The 18181-nt window shown below is 32.5% G+C and carries 19 protein-coding genes; 7 read left to right on the plus strand and 12 right to left on the minus strand.

From position 1 onward, the window contains the following. Positions 1–25: 25 nt before the first annotated feature. Positions 26–439 (plus strand): acyl-CoA thioesterase, encoded by a 414-nt coding sequence (locus tag KAR67_RS01760; protein ID WP_002781726.1) that lies wholly within the window; start codon positions 26–28, stop codon positions 437–439. A gap of 45 nt (positions 440–484) precedes the next feature. On the opposite strand, the gene kcuS is transcribed toward KAR67_RS01760, so the two are convergent. The 9 genes from kcuS to KAR67_RS01805 form a co-directional block, all read right to left on the minus strand. Continuing rightward, entirely contained in the window at positions 485–682 is a 198-nt protein-coding gene (gene kcuS, locus KAR67_RS01765) for a KCU-star family selenoprotein (RefSeq protein WP_002779600.1), read from the minus strand. Beyond that, entirely contained in the window at positions 663–2774 is a 2112-nt protein-coding gene (locus KAR67_RS01770) for a carbon starvation CstA family protein (RefSeq protein ID WP_002784343.1), read from the minus strand. The genes kcuS and KAR67_RS01770 overlap by 20 nt, the downstream gene beginning before the upstream one ends. 386 nt (positions 2775–3160) lie before the next feature. Beyond that, positions 3161–4090 carry a ribose-phosphate pyrophosphokinase gene (locus KAR67_RS01775; RefSeq protein ID WP_002779602.1) on the minus strand — a complete coding sequence of 310 codons (930 nt, stop codon included), beginning with the start codon at positions 4088–4090 and terminating at the stop codon, positions 3161–3163. Positions 4091–4190: 100 nt separating this feature from the next. Next, the gene (locus KAR67_RS01780; RefSeq protein WP_002779603.1) at positions 4191–4850 is read right to left on the minus strand and encodes an amino acid ABC transporter permease; all 660 of its coding nucleotides are present in this window, start codon (positions 4848–4850) and stop codon (positions 4191–4193) included. Between the two features lie 10 nt (positions 4851–4860). Then, complete coding sequence (locus KAR67_RS01785) at positions 4861–5613, minus strand: amino acid ABC transporter permease (RefSeq protein WP_002779604.1); 753 nt, start codon at positions 5611–5613, stop codon at positions 4861–4863. 1 nt (position 5614) lies between these two features. Continuing rightward, the gene (gene peb1A / locus KAR67_RS01790) at positions 5615–6394 is read right to left on the minus strand and encodes a bifunctional adhesin/ABC transporter aspartate/glutamate-binding protein PEB1a (RefSeq protein WP_002781720.1); all 780 of its coding nucleotides are present in this window, start codon (positions 6392–6394) and stop codon (positions 5615–5617) included. Positions 6395–6418: 24 nt separating this feature from the next. Further along, a complete protein-coding gene (locus KAR67_RS01795; RefSeq protein ID WP_002784344.1) occupies positions 6419–7147 on the minus strand; it encodes an amino acid ABC transporter ATP-binding protein in 729 nt (242 codons plus the stop codon). 162 nt (positions 7148–7309) lie between these two features. Next, positions 7310–8098: a CheR family methyltransferase gene (locus tag KAR67_RS01800; RefSeq protein WP_002844882.1), complete on the minus strand. Its 789-nt coding sequence runs from the start codon at positions 8096–8098 to the stop codon at positions 7310–7312. Positions 8099–8110: 12 nt separating this feature from the next. Beyond that, a complete protein-coding gene (locus tag KAR67_RS01805) occupies positions 8111–8665 on the minus strand; it encodes a chemotaxis protein CheB (protein WP_002779608.1) in 555 nt (184 codons plus the stop codon). A gap of 168 nt (positions 8666–8833) precedes the next feature. Between KAR67_RS01805 and rpiB the strand changes: the two genes are divergently transcribed. The 6 genes from rpiB (at position 8834) to ychF (ending at position 13394) form a co-directional block, all read left to right on the plus strand. Then, a complete protein-coding gene (rpiB, locus tag KAR67_RS01810) occupies positions 8834–9271 on the plus strand; it encodes a ribose 5-phosphate isomerase B (RefSeq protein WP_002781710.1) in 438 nt (145 codons plus the stop codon). Beyond that, positions 9271–9603, plus strand: a complete 333-nt coding sequence (locus KAR67_RS01815; protein ID WP_002779610.1) for a hypothetical protein — start codon at positions 9271–9273, stop codon at positions 9601–9603. Before rpiB ends, KAR67_RS01815 begins: the two co-directional genes overlap by 1 nt. Next, positions 9600–10148, plus strand: a complete 549-nt coding sequence (gene apt / locus KAR67_RS01820) for an adenine phosphoribosyltransferase (protein WP_002779611.1) — start codon at positions 9600–9602, stop codon at positions 10146–10148. The genes KAR67_RS01815 and apt overlap by 4 nt, the downstream gene beginning before the upstream one ends. 99 nt (positions 10149–10247) lie before the next feature. Next, positions 10248–10853 carry a DedA family protein gene (locus tag KAR67_RS01825; RefSeq protein WP_002781708.1) on the plus strand — a complete coding sequence of 202 codons (606 nt, stop codon included), beginning with the start codon at positions 10248–10250 and terminating at the stop codon, positions 10851–10853. Further along, positions 10843–12294, plus strand: coding sequence for a leucyl aminopeptidase (locus KAR67_RS01830; RefSeq protein WP_002786435.1), 1452 nt, complete (start codon positions 10843–10845; stop codon positions 12292–12294). The genes KAR67_RS01825 and KAR67_RS01830 overlap by 11 nt, the downstream gene beginning before the upstream one ends. Beyond that, entirely contained in the window at positions 12291–13394 is a 1104-nt protein-coding gene (ychF, locus tag KAR67_RS01835; RefSeq protein WP_002779614.1) for a redox-regulated ATPase YchF, read from the plus strand. Before KAR67_RS01830 ends, ychF begins: the two co-directional genes overlap by 4 nt. Before the next feature lie 6 nt (positions 13395–13400). Here the strand turns inward: ychF and argH are convergent, their stop codons facing one another. Genes argH through KAR67_RS01850 form a run of 3 tightly spaced genes read right to left on the minus strand, consistent with a single transcriptional unit; the run spans position 13401 to position 18172 of the window. Next, positions 13401–14786: an argininosuccinate lyase gene (gene argH, locus KAR67_RS01840; RefSeq protein WP_002779615.1), complete on the minus strand. Its 1386-nt coding sequence runs from the start codon at positions 14784–14786 to the stop codon at positions 13401–13403. A gap of 9 nt (positions 14787–14795) precedes the next feature. Continuing rightward, the gene (pckA, locus tag KAR67_RS01845) at positions 14796–16370 is read right to left on the minus strand and encodes a phosphoenolpyruvate carboxykinase (ATP) (RefSeq protein WP_038846137.1); all 1575 of its coding nucleotides are present in this window, start codon (positions 16368–16370) and stop codon (positions 14796–14798) included. 8 nt (positions 16371–16378) lie between these two features. Further along, the gene (locus tag KAR67_RS01850) at positions 16379–18172 is read right to left on the minus strand and encodes a biotin/lipoyl-containing protein (RefSeq protein WP_002781704.1); all 1794 of its coding nucleotides are present in this window, start codon (positions 18170–18172) and stop codon (positions 16379–16381) included. Positions 18173–18181: the final 9 nt, after the last annotated feature.

Below are 18181 nucleotides of genomic sequence, written 5' to 3' on the forward strand. Positions count from 1 at the left end.
CATTTTTTAAAATAAGGAGTAAAAAATGAGAGATATGGGAGAACCAAAATTAAAAATTGTTGCAATGCCAAGTGATACCAATCCCGCAGGTAATATTTTTGGTGGATGGATACTTTCACAAATTGATTTAGCAGGCGCAATAGCAGCTAGAGAACTTTCTCCTGAACGCGTCGTAACTATATCTATGGATAAGGTAGTTTTTAAAGAGCCTGTTTTTATAGGTGATATAATTTCTTGCTATTCTAAGATTGTTAGCGTAGGAAAGACTTCTATAGGTGTAGAAGTAGAAGTTAGTGCTCAAAGAGTGGATTCACAAGGCTGTACTTCTTGCATAAACGTAACCTCTGCCTTAGTTACTTATGTTAGCGTTACAAGAGAAGGAAAGAAAAAGCCTATTAGTGAAGAATTAAAGAAAATTCATGGATTTACAAATACTTAAAGCTTAATTTTTTGTATGATAAAAACTTTATCCTTGTTAAGCTTATCAGCATTTATTTAAACCGCCGCTGTTATATTTTTTATCTAAACATTCCTTGAAAAATTCTCCTCTAGTTTTTGGGGTTTTTTCAGGATGTTTGTGTTTCATGTGTTCTAAATACTTATCATAACTCGAAAGTCCCACTAAGGGATGAAAAAACCTTTCGGCTTTTTCATAGTAGTGTTTAAACTTTTTGAAATTCATCAAGTTTAATATATTTGGTTTCTTTTAGTGGAATTTTAATCTTACCTAGGCAAATTCCTATGCAAGAGAGTATGACAAGCAATGTGGCCAACATGAAAAACACACAAAGAATGGCATTGATTAAATTTCCGATCTTACTTTGAGTAGCTACAGAAATTTCTTTTTCAATTGCTGCAATTTCATTTTCATCTTTGGCATTGTTTAATTTCAATTCTAAATCTTGAATTTTTTGACTTTGTATAGTAACTGCTGCCACATGGCTTACAGCATTTCCTACTTTATTTCCTTCTTCGTAAGGCATAACTTTTTGTATTCCTCCATATAGGGTTGCTACCAAAACAAATGTAGCAGGAATTAAAGTTACCCAAGTGTATTTTGCCTTGCCCATTTTTACAAGTATGGCTGTAGCAAGAAGTAAAGCCATACCTGCAAGCATTTGATTGCTTACACCAAAGAGAGGCCAAAGGGTATAAATACCGCCTTTAGGATCAATCGCACCTTGATAAAGAAAATATCCCCATCCTGCAACACTCAATGCGGTTGCTAAAAGTCCAGCTGGATAATTATGAATATTTCCCAAAGGTTTATAGACATTACCTAAGATATCTTGCACCATAAAACGGCAAGCTCTAGTTCCAGCATCCACAGCTGTTAAGATAAATAAAGCTTCAAACAATATAGCAAAATGATACCAAAAAGCCATTAGATCAATACCACCAAAAAGCTCATGTAAAATTAAAGCTACACCTATAGCAAAAGTTGGAGCCCCACCTGTTCTAGAAAGTATAGTGTATTCTCCTATATTTGCAGTTAAAGTAGAAATTTCTTCAGGAGTGATACTAAATCCCCAACTTGAAATAGCTTGCGCCGCACTTGCAACATCAGATCCTATTAAAGCAGAACTTGAATTTATAGCAAAATAAAGTCCAGGATGTAAAATACAAGCACAAATTAAAGCCATAATTGCTACAGCACTTTCTGCAAGCATAGAGCCATATCCAACAGGCAAAGCATGAGTTTCATTTTCAAGCATTTTTGGAGTAGTTCCACTTGAAATAAGAGCATGAAAACCACTAATAGCACCACAAGCAATGGTTATAAACAAAAATGGAAAAATAGCACCCGCAAATACAGGACCTGTTCCATCAAAATACTGAGTATTTGCTTTTGGCATTTGCAAATCAGGTGCAACGATAATAATAGCTACAGCCATTACAACAATAACACCAATCTTTAAGAAAGTAGAAAGATAATCTCTTGGAGCCAATAAAAACCATACAGGTAAAACAGCTGCGATAAAGCCATAAGCCATCATAATAATTGCCAAAGTTGGAGCTTCTAATGTGAATATTTTCGCCCAATAAGGATCAGAAGCTATAACACTACCATAATGAATTGCTAAGATTAAAAGCACAAAACCTATAATCGAAGCCTCACCTACTCTACCTGGGCGAATAAAGCGCATATATACTCCCATAAAAATTGCTATAGGAATAGTCATTGCAATGGTAAATAATCCCCAAGGTGACTCTGCGAGAGCTTTTACAACTACCATAGCTAAAATAGCGATGATAATAAGCATGATACCAAAAATTGCTACCATTGCAACACCACCGGTAAATTTACCCATTTCATCTTTGATAATTTCGCCTAAACTTCTACCTCTTCTACGAGTGGATATAAAAAGCACAACAAAGTCATGAACCGCACCTGCTAAAACACCTCCCACTAAAATCCAAAGCATAGAAGGTAAATATCCCATCTGAGCAGCCAAAATAGGACCCACTAAAGGACCAGCACCTGCAATAGCAGCAAAATGATGTCCAAACAAAACTGTTCTATTTGTAGGAACAAAATCGCGTCCATCATTTTCTAAAACTGCAGGTGTAGCACGATTTTTGTCAAGTTCTAAAACCTTATACGCTACAAAGCGTCCATAAAATCTATATCCTATCATATAGATACACACAGCAGCAACTACTAGATAAATTGCTGATACACTCTCGCCATTTTGTAAAGCTAAATGAGCAAAACAAATAGCACCTAAAGCTGCGACAAACAACCATAAAATTTTAGTTCCAAAACGAGCCATAGTTCTCCTAAAATAATAAAAATATTTCAAAGGATACCAAATTTATAAATAAATTTAATAAAATGTTTGTTTAGTTTTTTTACATCGTATAAAAAAATATTCTTTTTGTTTCTTTAAGTGACATTTTCAAAAAAAATAAACATGCAATCTTGTATTATTTTTTATGACTATTTTTAAGACAAGTTTTATTAAAGTTAAAAATATTTATAGAATATTGCTTTATTTTGTTAAAAGTTTGCTTTTATTTTTTAAGTCGTTATTATATTTAAAGATGCACTATCAAATATTTTTTGTCATTAGTAAAAGTAAAAAAATCATAGAACTATCAAAGAGATAGTTCTGATTTATTTTATATTAATATAAGATATTTAAAAAAATATAGAAAATTAAATAAAAAGAGAATTTACACTTTCATTGTGGTAAACGCGGCGTATTACTTCAGCAAATACAGGAGCTACGCTTAAAACTTTTATATTAGGCAATTGCTCTCTTAAAGGAATGGTATCAGTAACTACAAGCTCATCGAGCGCCCCTGAAGCAATTCTTTCATAAGCTTTACCACTTAAAACCGCGTGAGTACAACAAGCCATAACGGATTTTGCACCTTTGTTTTTTAAAGCTTCAGCAGCCTTTACAATAGTACCTGCAGTATCAATAATATCATCGACTAAAATCACCTCTTTATCTTTAACATCTCCGATAATATTCATAACTTCGCTCTCATTAGCTTTTTCGCGTCTTTTATCTACTATCACTATATCAAGTCCTAAATTTTTAGCCACACTTCTAGCTCTTGCTACACCCCCTATATCAGGACTTCCAACAATTGCATTTTTAAAATGCTTGGTTTTGATATAATCATTAAATACTATACTTCCATAAAGATTATCAACAGGTATATCAAAAAAACCTTGAATTTGCCCCGCGTGTAGATCGATAGTAGCCACACGATCAATCCCTGCTGCTTCGATTAAATTGGCAACAAGTTTAGCAGTAATAGGTACCCTTGGATTTGCTTTTCTATCTTGTCTTGCATAACCAAAATAAGGAATAATAGCTGTAATAGAATTTGCACTTGAGCGTCGCAAAGCATCTGTTAAGATTAAAAGCTCCATTAAATTATCATTGGTGGGTACACAGGTGCTTTGGATAATGAAAACATCTTTACCACGTACGCTTTCATCAATTTGAACGCTAATTTCTCCATCGCTAAAACGCTTTACTCCAGCATCACTTAAAGGCAAAGAAAGATATTTAGAAATCTGTTTTGCAAATTCTACATTAGCCGAACCTGAAAAAATTTTATAACCGCGCATAAAAGACCTTTTACTAAATAATATTAAAATAAGATTTTAATAAAATAAAATTTAAAAAATGCTGTAAATTCCATTCTCTTTTAATTAAAATACATATTTTCTAAGAAACATAAGCGGTTTTTTTAGCATAATATCTTACAAGCATGGATAATGAAAAGCATATAGCAAAATAAATCACAGCAACAAAACCTATAGTAGCTAAAATTTCATCAAAACTCGTAAGTCTAGCCAAAATATTTTTAGAATTATAAGTCAGTTCTGCTATTTGTAAACCCGCCAAATAGGCCGTATCTTTTACAGTGGTAACAATTTGAGAAAGCAAAGACGGAACAACCTTTCTAAAAGTTTGAGGTAAAATAATATAAAAAAGAGTAAAAAATTTACTAAATCCTTGAGAATAAGCTGCTTCAAATTGTCCTTTTGGAATAGAATTTAAACCACCACGTATAATCTCAGCCATAACTGAACTTGTGTATAGCGAAAATCCTATAGTTCCCCAAAAAGCTTGTGGCATTTGTGGAAAAAATGATGGCAAAACAAAACAAGCAGCAAGCATCCATAAAAGCAATGGAGTATTTCTAAATATATCAATGTAACAAGTTGCTAATAACCTGCTGAATCTATCTCCATAATTTTTAGTAATAGCTAAAAAAGTTCCAAAAATGATAGATATAATACAAGTCGCCAAGGCAATTTTAAGGGTAAGGACTAGACCTTGCATTAAAAATTCAATATTTTGAGCATTAAAAACATTTTCCATACCAAACCCCTTATCTTGTTAAATGAGCTTTCTTAAGCTTGTCTTCGTAAACTTTTGCAAAATATGCCAAAGGATAACAAATGATAAAATATAAAATCGCCGCAAAAATATATGCAGGTGCGTAATTTCCATAGTCAGCAGCATAACTATCTGCAGAATGCATAAGCTCTGCTCCACCTATAATCAATAATACAGAAGTATTTTTAATCAAATTTACCATTTGATTTGTCATAGGCGGCAGGATAATTTTTATAGTTTGTGGAACTATAATATAACGCATTTGCTGTACATAGGTAAAACCTTGAGAGGCTGAAGCTTCGAATTGTCCCCTAGGAACAGATAAAATTCCACTTCTAACTACCTCACTTACATAAGCACCATGATAAGCACCTATACCCAAAACACCGATGGTAAAAATATCAAGATGAATTCCTAAGCCAGGCAAAGCAAAATATAAAAAGAAAATTTGTATTACCAAGGGAATATTTTGAAAAAGCTCAACATACACTCGAGTGTAGGCTCTTAGGATTTTAATTTTACTTGTGGCCATCACACCACCTATAGTTCCAAAAACAATCGCTATAAGTAATGCAAGAATGCTCACTTCTAAAGTATAAATAAAACCGCTAATAAAAGCATCTCCATTGTCCAAAGCGTCTAGAAATTTCCAAATTGCAAAAGGATTTGTACTACTTTCATCATACAAACCCCAAGAACTAAGGAGTTGCCTTAATTTATCCACAAAGCCTACACTCTCATTCATTTTATAAACCCCATTTTTTAGCTAAAGCGTCGATTTCAGTTTTGTTTTGTTTTACAAAATCATTGACATAATTTGAAAAATTTGCATCATCTTTTTTTGTAACTATGCCATAACTTTGAGGATCGAAACTATCAGGTAAAATTTCATTATTCTCATCTTTATAACCTAGTAAAATAGATTTATCAACTGAAAACGCATCAATTCTTTTTGCATCTAAAGCTGCTTTTATGCTAGGATAATCAGGAAATTCGCTGAATTTTACTTTAACACCTATTTTTTTAGCCGCAGTATTGATAACTTTTTTAGTAGTTGCTGCTTGAGCTACCCCTATAGTAGCACCATTCATATCTGCTAAAGATTTATAATTTTTCTCTTTTAAAACTAAAAGCCCTACAGCATCTTGATAATACGGCTCTGAAAAATTATACACTCTTTTTCTCTCTGGAGTGATAGTAAAAGTTGCTATAACCGCATCAACGCTACCATTATCAAGTAATGGACCTCTTGTTTTAGCATTTACTGCTATAAGTTTAACTTTATTTTCATCTCCTAAAATACTCTTAGCAAGCATTTTAGCAACATCAACTTCAAAGCCTTTAATTTCGCCTGTAGCTTGATCAAGTAAAGCATAGTGTGGTACATCATTTTTTACACCTATAACCAACTCTCCTTTAGCCTTGATAGCTTCAAGTTTTCCTTCAGCTGCATTTGCACTAGTAAAAGCCATACAAGCTCCTAAAGCAAGTGCTGCTAATTTTAATAAAGAATTTCTAAAAACCATTGTTCTCTCCTTTTAAAATTTGGTTTAATTTTTAAGAATTTTTCCTAAAAAGAGTCTTGCTCTTTCAGTTTTAGGATTGGAAAAAAACTCACTAGGAACATTTTCTTCCACAATAGCACCATCTTCCATGAAAATAATTCTATCGGCAACTTCTTTAGCAAAACCCATTTCATGAGTTACCACAACCATAGTTGTATTTCTTTGTGTAGAAATTTCTTTCATTACATCTAAAACTTCTTGTATAGTCTCAGGATCAAGTGCTGAAGTAGGTTCATCAAACAAGATATAAGGTTTTTTAGTACATAGCGCTCTTGCGATAGCAACACGTTGTTGCTGACCACCTGAAAGCGTGGCTGGATAAACATTTGCCTTGTCTACAAGTCCAACCACCTTAAGATATTGATAGGCTGTTTCTTCGGCTTCTTGGCGTAATTTTTTTTGAAGTTTCATAGGAGCTAAAGTTAAATTTTGCAAAACAGTCATATGAGGATAAAGATTGAAATGTTGAAAAACCATAGCACAATATTTCCTACAAATTTCAATCTTATTTTTATGATTTAAAACAAGATTATTTACAACAACTTCACCCGAACTCACCTCTTCAAGTCCATTCATGCAGCGAATAGTAGTACTTTTTCCACTTCCGCTAGGGCCTATGATAACAAGTTTTTCACCTTCTTTAACACAAAGGTTAATATTTTTAAGAACATGATGGGTTCCATAATATTTATTTACATTTCTTAACTCTATCAAAATCTTTCCTTTTTTGATTAAACTTAAAAATTAATAATAACAAGGGTTTATTATATTGACAATATTATAGCGCCAAAATCAAAATTTAAGCTAAAAATAGTAACTTTATTTTAGCGAAGATATAAAAAAGTGTAACTTTTTGTAAAATTTAAGAAAATATAATCAAATTTTTTCATAGTACACACCTCGAGGTGAAAAAACTTTCTTAAAAAATGTGGTTTCAGGAATCAAATCGGCATTGCCCACATACAACCTACCGTTATCAGCTAAAATTTGATAAAAACGCTCCATTAATTTAATTCTAGAATCATAGTCAAAATAAATCATCATGTTCCTAGAGACAATAATATCAAATTTACCCAGTCTTAAAAATTTATCTTCAAAAACATTACATAATTCAAATCTACATGTACAAAGTTCGCTTTTATTAAGGCTAAATGTTTGCTCTCCAATATCTGTGAAAAATCTTCTTTTTTCACTTTCGCTTAAACGCTGTAAAGTTCTACCTTGATATTTACCCACCTTTGCTTTTTCGATGACATTTGAATTTATATCAATTCCTAAGATCATCATATCCTTAAGGAAATTTTGAGCTCCCAAAATCGCCATAGAATACACCTCTTCGCCACTAGAACAAGGAGCACTTAAAATATTTACTGTTTTTTCAAGACTTTTAGCATAAAAAATAATTTCTTTTAATTGCGACAATTCTCTTAAAAAGTATGTTTCCCCTATAGTAACAAAATCTAAAGTGTCTTGTCTAAGCTGTCTATTTATTTGAAGTTTGCTTAAAAATTCAGCAAAGGTTTTTACACCCGTACTTGAAACAAATTTTGATAATTTTAAAACTAAAATATTTCTTTTTTCATTTAAATCTATACCGCTGATTTCATTAATAATCTTAATAAATTCATTAAGCTCTAATTCGCTAGGATTAATTTTTTCTTCCATAAATTTAAACCCTCATTCTTCATTTATAAAATTTAAAATTTCTTGTTTAATTTCTTTTAAACTCATAGGCCTTAGTTTTGGATTTATATCTTTTGCTTTTTTTGGCATACCATATACAATACTATCAGCCTCATTTTCACACAAACATTTAACTCCTACTTTATACAATTCAAACAATCCCTTAGCCCCATCATCTCCCATGCCTGTTAGTATTACAGCTAAAATTTTGTTTGTCTTTACCAAAGGTACAGCTGAGTGAAACAACAAATCTACATTTGGTTTAAAGCTTGTGACAACTTCTTTCCAGTTTGCCATAAGATTTAAATTTCCTGATAAAATAGTATTTTTTTGACAAATATAAATTTTATTTGCCAAAACCTCTTTGTCGTTTAAAAGACTTACTTCGCTTAAGGCTTCTTTATTAAACTGATTTACAAAAGAAGGTATAAAACTTGCACTCATATGTTGAGCTATAACTACGCAAGTATTTTTTATATCCACATCTTTTAATAAAAACTTCAGCTGATTAGGGCCTCCGGTAGATGATCCTATCAATAGGAGTTTCATTTAATTTTCCTTCTATTTGTTAAAATGGATTAAAATTCTTAAAATGTATATTGTAACATATATACAAAAAATAAAGCTTAGTTTTAAATTTATTTTGAAAACAAAAAGCTTTTTTTATGATTTGTTATGTTAATATAGATGCTTTAATTTTTAAATTTTGGATTTTTTATGCTTAGAAAAAAAATTTATATTGCTAGCGATCATGCGGGTTTTATGCTTAAAGAAAAAATTTGTACCTTTCTTAAAGAAAAGCAAATTCCTTTTGATGATCTTGGGACAAATGATCCTACTAGTTGTGATTATCCAGATTATGCACATTTGTTAGCTTCTAAAATAGATGAACAAAGCTTTGGAATTTTAATTTGTGGTTCAGGGATAGGAATTTCCATCGCTGCTAATCGTCATAAAAACATTCGCTGTGCCTTATGTAATGAAAGCCTTAGTGCTAAACTTGCTAGAAAACACAATGATGCAAATGTTTTAGCTTTTGGAGGTAGATTAATAGGCATTGATGCAGCTATCGATATGATAGAAAATTTTATTCAAACCCCTTTTGATCAAGGTAGACATGTAAAAAGAATTCAAAAAATTGAGGTAGATTGTTAATGTTTGCAAATTGGTTTATTTTAACTGCACTTATTTGTGCTACTATTTATCTAGTTGTTATGTTGTTTTATTATAAAACCCTGCTTAATAAAGAAAAAACTTCAAAAGATTTTATAAAAAACAATCTTGATGATACTGAAATAGTCATTAGAAAACTACAAATTCAACTTCAACGCAGTCTTGGGAATATCGATATTTTAACCGAAGAGCTCAATAAAATAAAAGCGGATTTAACTTCTCTAAGAACAAGAAATTCTCAATACCGTTTAGAAAATGATAAACTAAGACAAAGAATTAAAGAGCTAGAAGCAAAAATCGAGGCATTATTATGACAAAACTTACACAAAACGAACAGCAATTTTTATCAGAAAGCATACGCGTTATTCCAAATTTTCCAAAAGAAGGTATTATCTTTCGAGATATTACAACTCTACTTAACAATCAAAAAGCCTTATCTTTTTTACTGGATCATTTAAGTAAGCGTTATCAAACTATGAATTTAGATTTTATAGCAGGAACTGAAAGCAGAGGTTTTATTTTTGCGGCAATGATTTGCGCTAAGCTAAATTTACCTTTTGTTCCTATACGCAAACCCAATAAACTTCCATCAAATACCTATTCTTGCGAGTATGAACTTGAGTATGGGACAGATAGAGTAGAAATTCATCAAGATGCATTTAGAAATATAAAAAATGCAAAAATTTTGCTTGTAGATGATCTTATAGCTACAGGTGGGACAGCACTTGCCTCTTTTGAGCTTATTAAAAAAGCAGGAGGAGAATGTATCGAGGCTTGTTTTTTAATGAATTTGAAAAACTTAGGCGGTGAAGAAAAATTACAAAAGCATTGTTCTGTATATAGTGTTTTAGAATTTTAGGAGGGTGCGATGAGAAAATGGTTTAAATTTTTTATCTTTATCGTTTTAATTGCTCTAATAATTTATGTGATTCATGGTTTGGTTAAAAATGATTTCTCCTTGGAAGAATTTATTATAAGAATTTGGAATGAACATGTTGAAACTTGGGGCTACTTGATACTTTTTTGCTGGAGTATTTTAGAGGGTGAGCTTGGACTTATTTTTGCTGGACTTGCAGCCCATGATGGAAAAATGCATGTAGTATTAGCTATATTTATAGCTGGCTTGGGTGGCTTTGTTGGGGATCAAATTTATTTTTATATAGGAAGATATAACAAACGCTATATTCAAAAGAAACTCCGTTCGCAAAGGCGTAAATTCGCCGTAGCGCACTTACTTTTACAGCGTTTTGGTTGGCCTATTATTTTTATACAACGCTATATGTATGGTTTTAGAACTGTAATCCCTATGAGCATAGGTATTACGCGTTATAGTGCTAAAAAATTTGCCATTATCAATCTTCTTAGCGCTTGGGTTTGGGCTGCTATTACCATACTTTTAGCTTGGCATTTTGGTAATTTAATCCAGAATTTTTTAACCTGGGCTAAAAATCATTGGTATTTAGCTGCTATTATGATAATATGTTTTTTATCTTTACTTGTTTTCACCTTTAAACAAATTGAAAAAGCTATACTTAAAGAAAAAAGGAAAAAAAATGATATTTGAATTAAGTGATAAAAAAATTCATGGTATAAAAGCAGATTTTGAACTTGTTTTTATACAAGATAAAAATCTAAAACCATTCACAAATGAAAAAGATTTTTTTAAATTAAATAACTATACAGGCGAGGGAATTTTACTCGATTTAAACAATAAAAGATTATTTATAGAACTTAAAAGTTTAAATTATGAGGATATAAGATTAGCACTTTACACTGCTTATAAAAATTTAGAAAAATTAAACATTAAAAGCGTAAAACTTCCTAGCATATTAGGTGATTGCGTTGTGAGAAGTTTTACTTCTTTGGTTGAGGGTGTGCTTTTTGGAGCTTATAAATTTGATAAATACAAAAGCGAAAAAAAAGAAAGCACTTTAGAAAAATTTATAATTTCTGCCGAAGAACTAAATGCTAAAAAATTTAATCTCGATGAAGCAAAAATAGGTCTTTTACGCGGTGAAATTCTAGCCAATGCGACAAATTTTGCCAAAGATATAGTTAATGAAATTCCTGAAATTTATACTCCTTTAAAAATGGCGGAAGATGCTCAAAATTTAGCTAAAAAAAATAAAAATATCACATGCAAAATTTGCGATGAAAAATTTCTTGCTAAAGAAAAAATGAATGCATTCTTAGCTGTCAATCGTGCTTCTGCTCATCCGCCGCGTCTGATCCACCTTAGCTATAAAGCTAAAAATGCTAAAAAGCGTATAGTATTTGTAGGCAAAGGCTTAACTTACGATAGTGGTGGCTTGAGCCTAAAACCTGCTGATTATATGCTTACTATGAAAGCGGATAAAAGCGGAGCTGCAGCTGCGATGGGAATTATTAAAGCGGTTGCCGAGCTCGCTTTAGAATTAGAAGTACATTGCATCTTAGGTGCAACTGAAAATATGATAGGTGGAAACGCTTATAAACCAGATGATGTTTTAATTTCGCGCGAAGGCGTGAGTATAGAAGTAAGAAATACCGATGCTGAAGGGCGTTTGGTTTTAGCTGATTGTTTATCTTATGCTCAGGATTTAAAACCTGATTTACTCATTGATATGGCGACTCTTACAGGAGCTTGCGTTGTGGGGCTTGGGGAATTTACAAGTGGTATTATGGGAAATAATGAAGAATTGCAAAATGAATTTTATTTAAGCTCTAAAAAAAGTGGAGAATATACAACCATACTACACTTTAACCCGCATTTAAAAGAACTTATAAAGTCAAATATTGCTGATGTTAGTAATTCTGCTTCTAGTCGTTATGGTGGTGCAATTACAGCTGGGTTATTTTTAGATAAATTCATACGCAAAGAATATAAAGATAAATGGCTCCACCTTGACATAGCAGGACCTGCTTACATAGAAAAATCTTGGGGCTATAATAGCTTTGGTGCGGGTGGAACAGGAGTTAGAATGTGTGTTAATTTTTTAATTCATCTTTTAAGGAAAAATAAATGAGTTTAAGCGTCGGTATAGTAGGTCTTCCAAATGTTGGAAAATCAACTACTTTTAATGCCTTAACCAAGGCACAAAATGCACAAAGTGCAAATTATCCCTTTTGTACCATAGAACCTAATAAGGCTATGGTTGAAGTTCCTGATCTAAGATTAAATGAACTTGCCAAAATTGTAAAACCTGAAAGAATTATGCATTCATTGATAGAATTTGTAGATATTGCAGGGCTTGTAAAAGGTGCGAGCAAGGGCGAGGGATTGGGAAATAAGTTTCTCTCCAATATACGTGAAACAGAAGTAATTTTACACATTGTGCGATGTTTTGATGAAGAAAACATCACCCATGTTGAAGGAGGCGTTGATCCTTTAAGGGATGTTGAGATCATTAATACAGAGCTTATTTTAGCAGATATAGAACAGCTTGGTAAAAAAATAGAAAAACTCAATAAAGAAGCTAGAGCAAATACCAAAGGTGCAAAAGAAAGTCTAGAAATGGCAAATTCTTTGCTTGAACATTTAAATAAAGGTCTTCCAGCTAGCACCTATTTGCAAAAAGAAGATGAGATTTTTCAAGCTTTAAATAAAGAGCTAAGACTTCTTTCTGCCAAAGAAGTGATTTATGGGGCAAATGTTGATGAAAATGGTATTAGCGAAGATAACGAGTATGTAAAAATTTTAAAAGACTATGCTAATAAGAACAATCACGAAGTTATCAAGCTTTGCGCTAAGATAGAAGAAGAATTAGTTGGCTTAAGTAATGAGGAAAGTGCTGAATTTCTAAGCTCTTTAGGTGTAAATGAAAGTGGGCTTGATCAAATCATACGCACTGCTTTTTCTAAACTTGGACTCATAAGCTATTTTACAGCAGGAGTTTTAGAAGTGCGTTCTTGGACTATTAAAAAAGGCTGGAAAGCTCCAAAAGCTGCTAGCGTGATTCATAATGATTTTGAAAAAGGTTTTATCAAAGCAGAAGTGATTTCTTATGAAGATTTTATCACCTACAAAGGAGAAAATGGCGCTAAAGAGGCGGGAAAATTGCGTCTTGAAGGAAAAGATTATATCGTCTTAGATGGCGATGTGATGCACTTTAGATTTAATGTTTAGGCAAAATTAGCCTAAACATTCAAGAAATTTTTCTAAAATTTGAATTTGTTTTTCTACACTAGCAACTGAGCTTGAACCTTCACTTTGTTTAGAATTTAAAGAATTTTCAAAATCAAGCAATTTCATCGCTTTTTCATCAAAGATAGGATCTATTTTTGAAAGATCTTCGATATCACTTATATCAATCCCTTGTTTTTCAGCTTGTGCGACCACATTACCGACTATAAAATGCGCTTTTCTAAAAGGAATATTTTTTTCTCGCACTAAATAATCTGCCAAATCTGTAGCCAACAAATGCCCTTTTTTGCAAGATTTTAACATATTTTCTTCATTGATTTTTACTTCTTTTAACATAGCATTTAAAATAATCAAACTATCTTTTGCTGTTTTAACACTATCAAAAAGTCCTTCTTTATCTTCTTGCATGTCTTTATTGTAAGCTAAAGGAAGTGCCTTCATAATCGTTAAAAGAGAAATCAAATTTCCATAAACACGCCCTGTTTTTCCGCGTATAAGTTCGCAAACATCGGGATTTTTTTTCTGTGGCATGATAGAACTTCCTGTTGAAAAACTATCGCTTATGGTTAAAAATCCAAATTCTGAAGCAGAAAATAAAATCATTTCTTCGCAAAGTCTTGAAGTGTGTGTAAAAATCACTGCTATATCATAAAGTAAATCAAGCGCAAAATCCCTATCACTCACTCCATCCATGGCATTTGGCATAATGTCTTTAAAGCCTAAAATTTGAGCGCTAAGATTGCGATTTGTTGCATAGCTAGTTCCCGCACAAGCACAAGAACCTAGCGGGGAAAAATCCGCAAGCTCTAAACTATTTTGCAAACGCTTGATATCACGCATAAACATAAAAGCATAGCTTAAGATATAAAAAGAAAAACTTATAGGTTGTGCATGTTGCAAATGCGTAAAGCTTGGCATAATAGTTCTTTTATGCGCTCTAGCATGAGAAAGTAGAGTTTGGATAAGTTCTTTTAAAAGCATTATAAGTTCTAAATGGGACTTTTTGGTAAATAATTTAAAATCAGTTGCAACCTGATCATTGCGACTGCGAGCTGTGTGAAGTCTTCCGCCTATTTCACTTCCTATAAGCTCACTTAAACGCTTTTCTATAGCCATATGAATGTCTTCATCTTCTATATTGAAAACAAAGCGATTTTGCTCTATCTCGACTCTAACCTGCTCTAAACCTTTTACAATAGCCTCTAGCTCATCTTTTTTTAAGATTCCGCAATTTTCAAGCATAGTAGCATGAGCAATAGAACCCTGTATGTCTTCCACATACAAAGCTCTATCTATATTTAAACTTGCATTAAATTCTTTTAAGAGTTCGTTACTTGCTTCGCTAAAGCGTCCTGACCACATCTCATTTTTCATCAATGCGCCTTAAATTTTAGGTCCAAACTGACTGTATTCTACACCCTCTTTGACATCTTCATAGCGTTTGAAATTATCGCTGAACATTTTTGCTAATTTATTTCTAGTGGCGATAAATTCATCCTTATCTTTCCAAGTATTGATAGGATTTAAAAGAGAGCTTTCTACACCAGCTAAAGTTTTAGGAATAGCTAAATTAAATACATCAAAATTTTCAAATTCACACTGTGTAATACTTCCATCTAAAATAGCATTAATGCAAGCTCTAGTAGCCTTTATACTCATTCTTTTGCCCACGCCATAGCTTCCACCGCTCCAGCCTGTATTAACAAGATAAACATTTACTTCATGTTTGTCAATTTTTTCTCCAAGCAATCTTGCATAAACTGTTGGATGCAAAGGCATAAAAGGCTCGCCAAAGCAAGCTGAAAAAGTAGCTTGAGGCTCTGTAATCCCTCTTTCTGTTCCAGCTACTTTTGCTGTGTAACCACTTAAAAAATAATACATAGCCTGCTCTTTGCTAAGTTTGCTTACAGGAGGTAAAATTCCAAAAGCATCTGCACTTAGAAAAATAATATTTTTTGGATGACCTGCTTTTAAGCTTGGTTCATGATTTTCTATATGTTCTATAGGATAAGAAACTCTAGTATTTTCAGTCTTTGAAGCATCGCTATAATCTACGCTCTTATCACTTCTTAAAACCACATTTTCCAAAAGTGCATTTCTCTTAATCGCTCCATAAATTTCAGGTTCACTCTCAGGATCAAGATTGATAGTTTTTGCATAACATCCACCCTCGAAATTAAACACTCCTTCATCATCCCATCCATGCTCGTCATCGCCTATAAGCTTTCTTTTTGGATCGGTAGAAAGAGTTGTTTTTCCAGTGCCACTCAGGCCAAAGAAAAGTGCAACATCGCCTTTTTCACCAACATTTGCACTACAATGCATAGAAAGCTTATTTTCAAGAGGTAGCCAATAATTCATCATGGAAAAAATTCCTTTTTTCATCTCGCCGCCATACCAAGTTCCGCCAATAACTGCAATATTTTCTTCTATGTTAAAAATCACAAAAACTTCAGAATTTAAACCATTCTTTTCATAGTCTTTATTGACACATTTGCATGCATTATAAACGATAAAATCGGCTTTAAATTCATCAAGCTCTTTATCATTAGGACGAATGAACATATTTTTTACAAAATGTGCTTGCCATGCAATTTCAGTTACAAATCTTATAGCCTTACGACTTTTCAAAGAAGCGCCGCAAAAAACATCTTGCACATAAATTTCTTTATTGCTTAATTCTTTTCTAGCCTTCATTAAAAGCTCATCAAAAAGTTCTTTAGTGATTGCTTGATTGACTTTACCCCAAGCTATATACTTGCTAGAAGAGTCTTGTTTTACAAAATATTTATCCTTTGGACTTCTTCCTGTAAAAATTCCCGTATCTACAGTAAAAGTTCCATTATCCGTGCATTGCCCCTCTTCATTCTTTTTCTCATGTTCATAGAGTTCATCAAAACTTAAATTATGATAAACTTTTTTTATATTTTCCAAACCTAAATTTTCAAATTTCTTCATTTAAAACCTCAATTATTTTTATATATTGCGACTAAATTATTTTCGCTAACACTATCACCCGTCTTGACACAAATTTTTTCTATTATGCCATCTTTTGGTGCACTAACCTCTATCTCCATTTTCATAGCTTCTAAAATCATAACAACTTGACCCGATTTTACCTCTTCACCTTCATTAATATAAATTTTAAATACATTACCCGAAATTCCAGCTTGTATACCTTCGCTTGAATCCGCATCTTGCATTATATCTTCTTGAGTATCTGCTTTGTGAATACTTTTAATATTTACATCTTTATCAAAGCCTGCACTTATTTCTACATGATATTTGTTTCCATTAACTGAAACTGTAAATTTATTCTCATCAATACCAGTAGAATTTTGTTTTGGCGCAGACACATTCTTGCGCACATTAACTTTAGCTTCACCTTTTAAATACGCTATACCTTTTTCTTTACAAGCTGCTGCAATGAAAATATTTTCCTCGCTTACCGCTATGCCCTCTTTTTCAAGTAAACTCTTAACATAGGCTATACTTTTGGTTTCATCCTTATCCGCTATATCGATAGCAAGTTCTGTAGTGGGCTCTAAATTTAGCTGTTTAGCTGCAAGTTTTTTAACTTCAGCATCAGGCTCGACAGGAGTTTTACCAAAATATCCCAATACCATTTTTCCATAACCTTCAGCAATTTTTTCCCAAGGTCCAAACATGACATTGTTAAAAGCTTGTTGAAAATAAAATTGAGAAACAGGAGTTACAGAAGTTCCAAAACCACCTTTTTCCACAACTTCACGCATAGCATGAATAACTTCTGGGAATTTATCGAGTATATTATTATCCCTCATCATTTGAGTATTGGCAGTTAAAGCTCCTCCTGGCATAGGAGAGAATGGGATTAAAGGACTTACCATTGTAGCTTCAGGCGGTAAAAAATACTCTTTTAAAGAATCTTTTAAAACTGCTTCGTATTTTAAAATCTTTTCTTCTTCTAATCCACCCAAATCATAATTTTTACCTTTTAAAGCATGCATCATAGTTAAAATATCAGGCTGTGAAGTACCCCCACTCACAGGAGCTGCTGCTAAATCTATACCATCAACCCCAGCTTCCAATGCTGCTAAATAACAAGCTATACTCACTCCTGCAGTTTCATGCGTATGAAGTCTTATATGCACATCTTGTGGTAAATTTTTTCTAGCCATTTTAATGGTTTCATAAATTTTATTTGGATTTGAAGTTCCGCTAGCATCCTTAAAACAAATACTATCAAAAGGAATTTCAGCAGCTAAAATTTCTTTTAATATTCTTTCATAAAATGGTACATCGTGGGCACCTTGACAATTTGGTGGTAAATCCATTAAAGTAATTGTGATTTCATGTTTTAAGCCGTATTTTTTAATACATTCTCCACTGAATTTAAGATTATTTACATCGTTTAAAGCATCGAAATTTCTAATTGTTGTAGTGCCATGCTTAGCAAAAAGTTTGGCATGTAAATCAATAAGCTCTTTACTTCCTGTATCCAAAGTAACAGTATTTACACCTCTTGCTAAAGTTTGCAAATTCGCATCTTTTCCAACAATCGAACGGAATTTATCCATCATTTCAAAAGCATCTTCATTAAGGTAAAAATAAAGGCTTTGAAACCTTGCTCCACCTCCAAATTCAAAATGAGTTATCCCTGCTTCTTTGGCTGCTTCTACTGCTGGAAAAAAATCTTGCATTAAGACTCTAGCCCCGTAAACAGATTGAAAACCATCTCTAAAACTTGTATCCATAACATCTATAAATTTTTTAGCCATTTATTTTCC

This window comes from Campylobacter sp. JH32, assembly GCF_017846535.1.
GTDB lineage: Bacteria > Campylobacterota > Campylobacteria > Campylobacterales > Campylobacteraceae > Campylobacter_D > Campylobacter_D coli.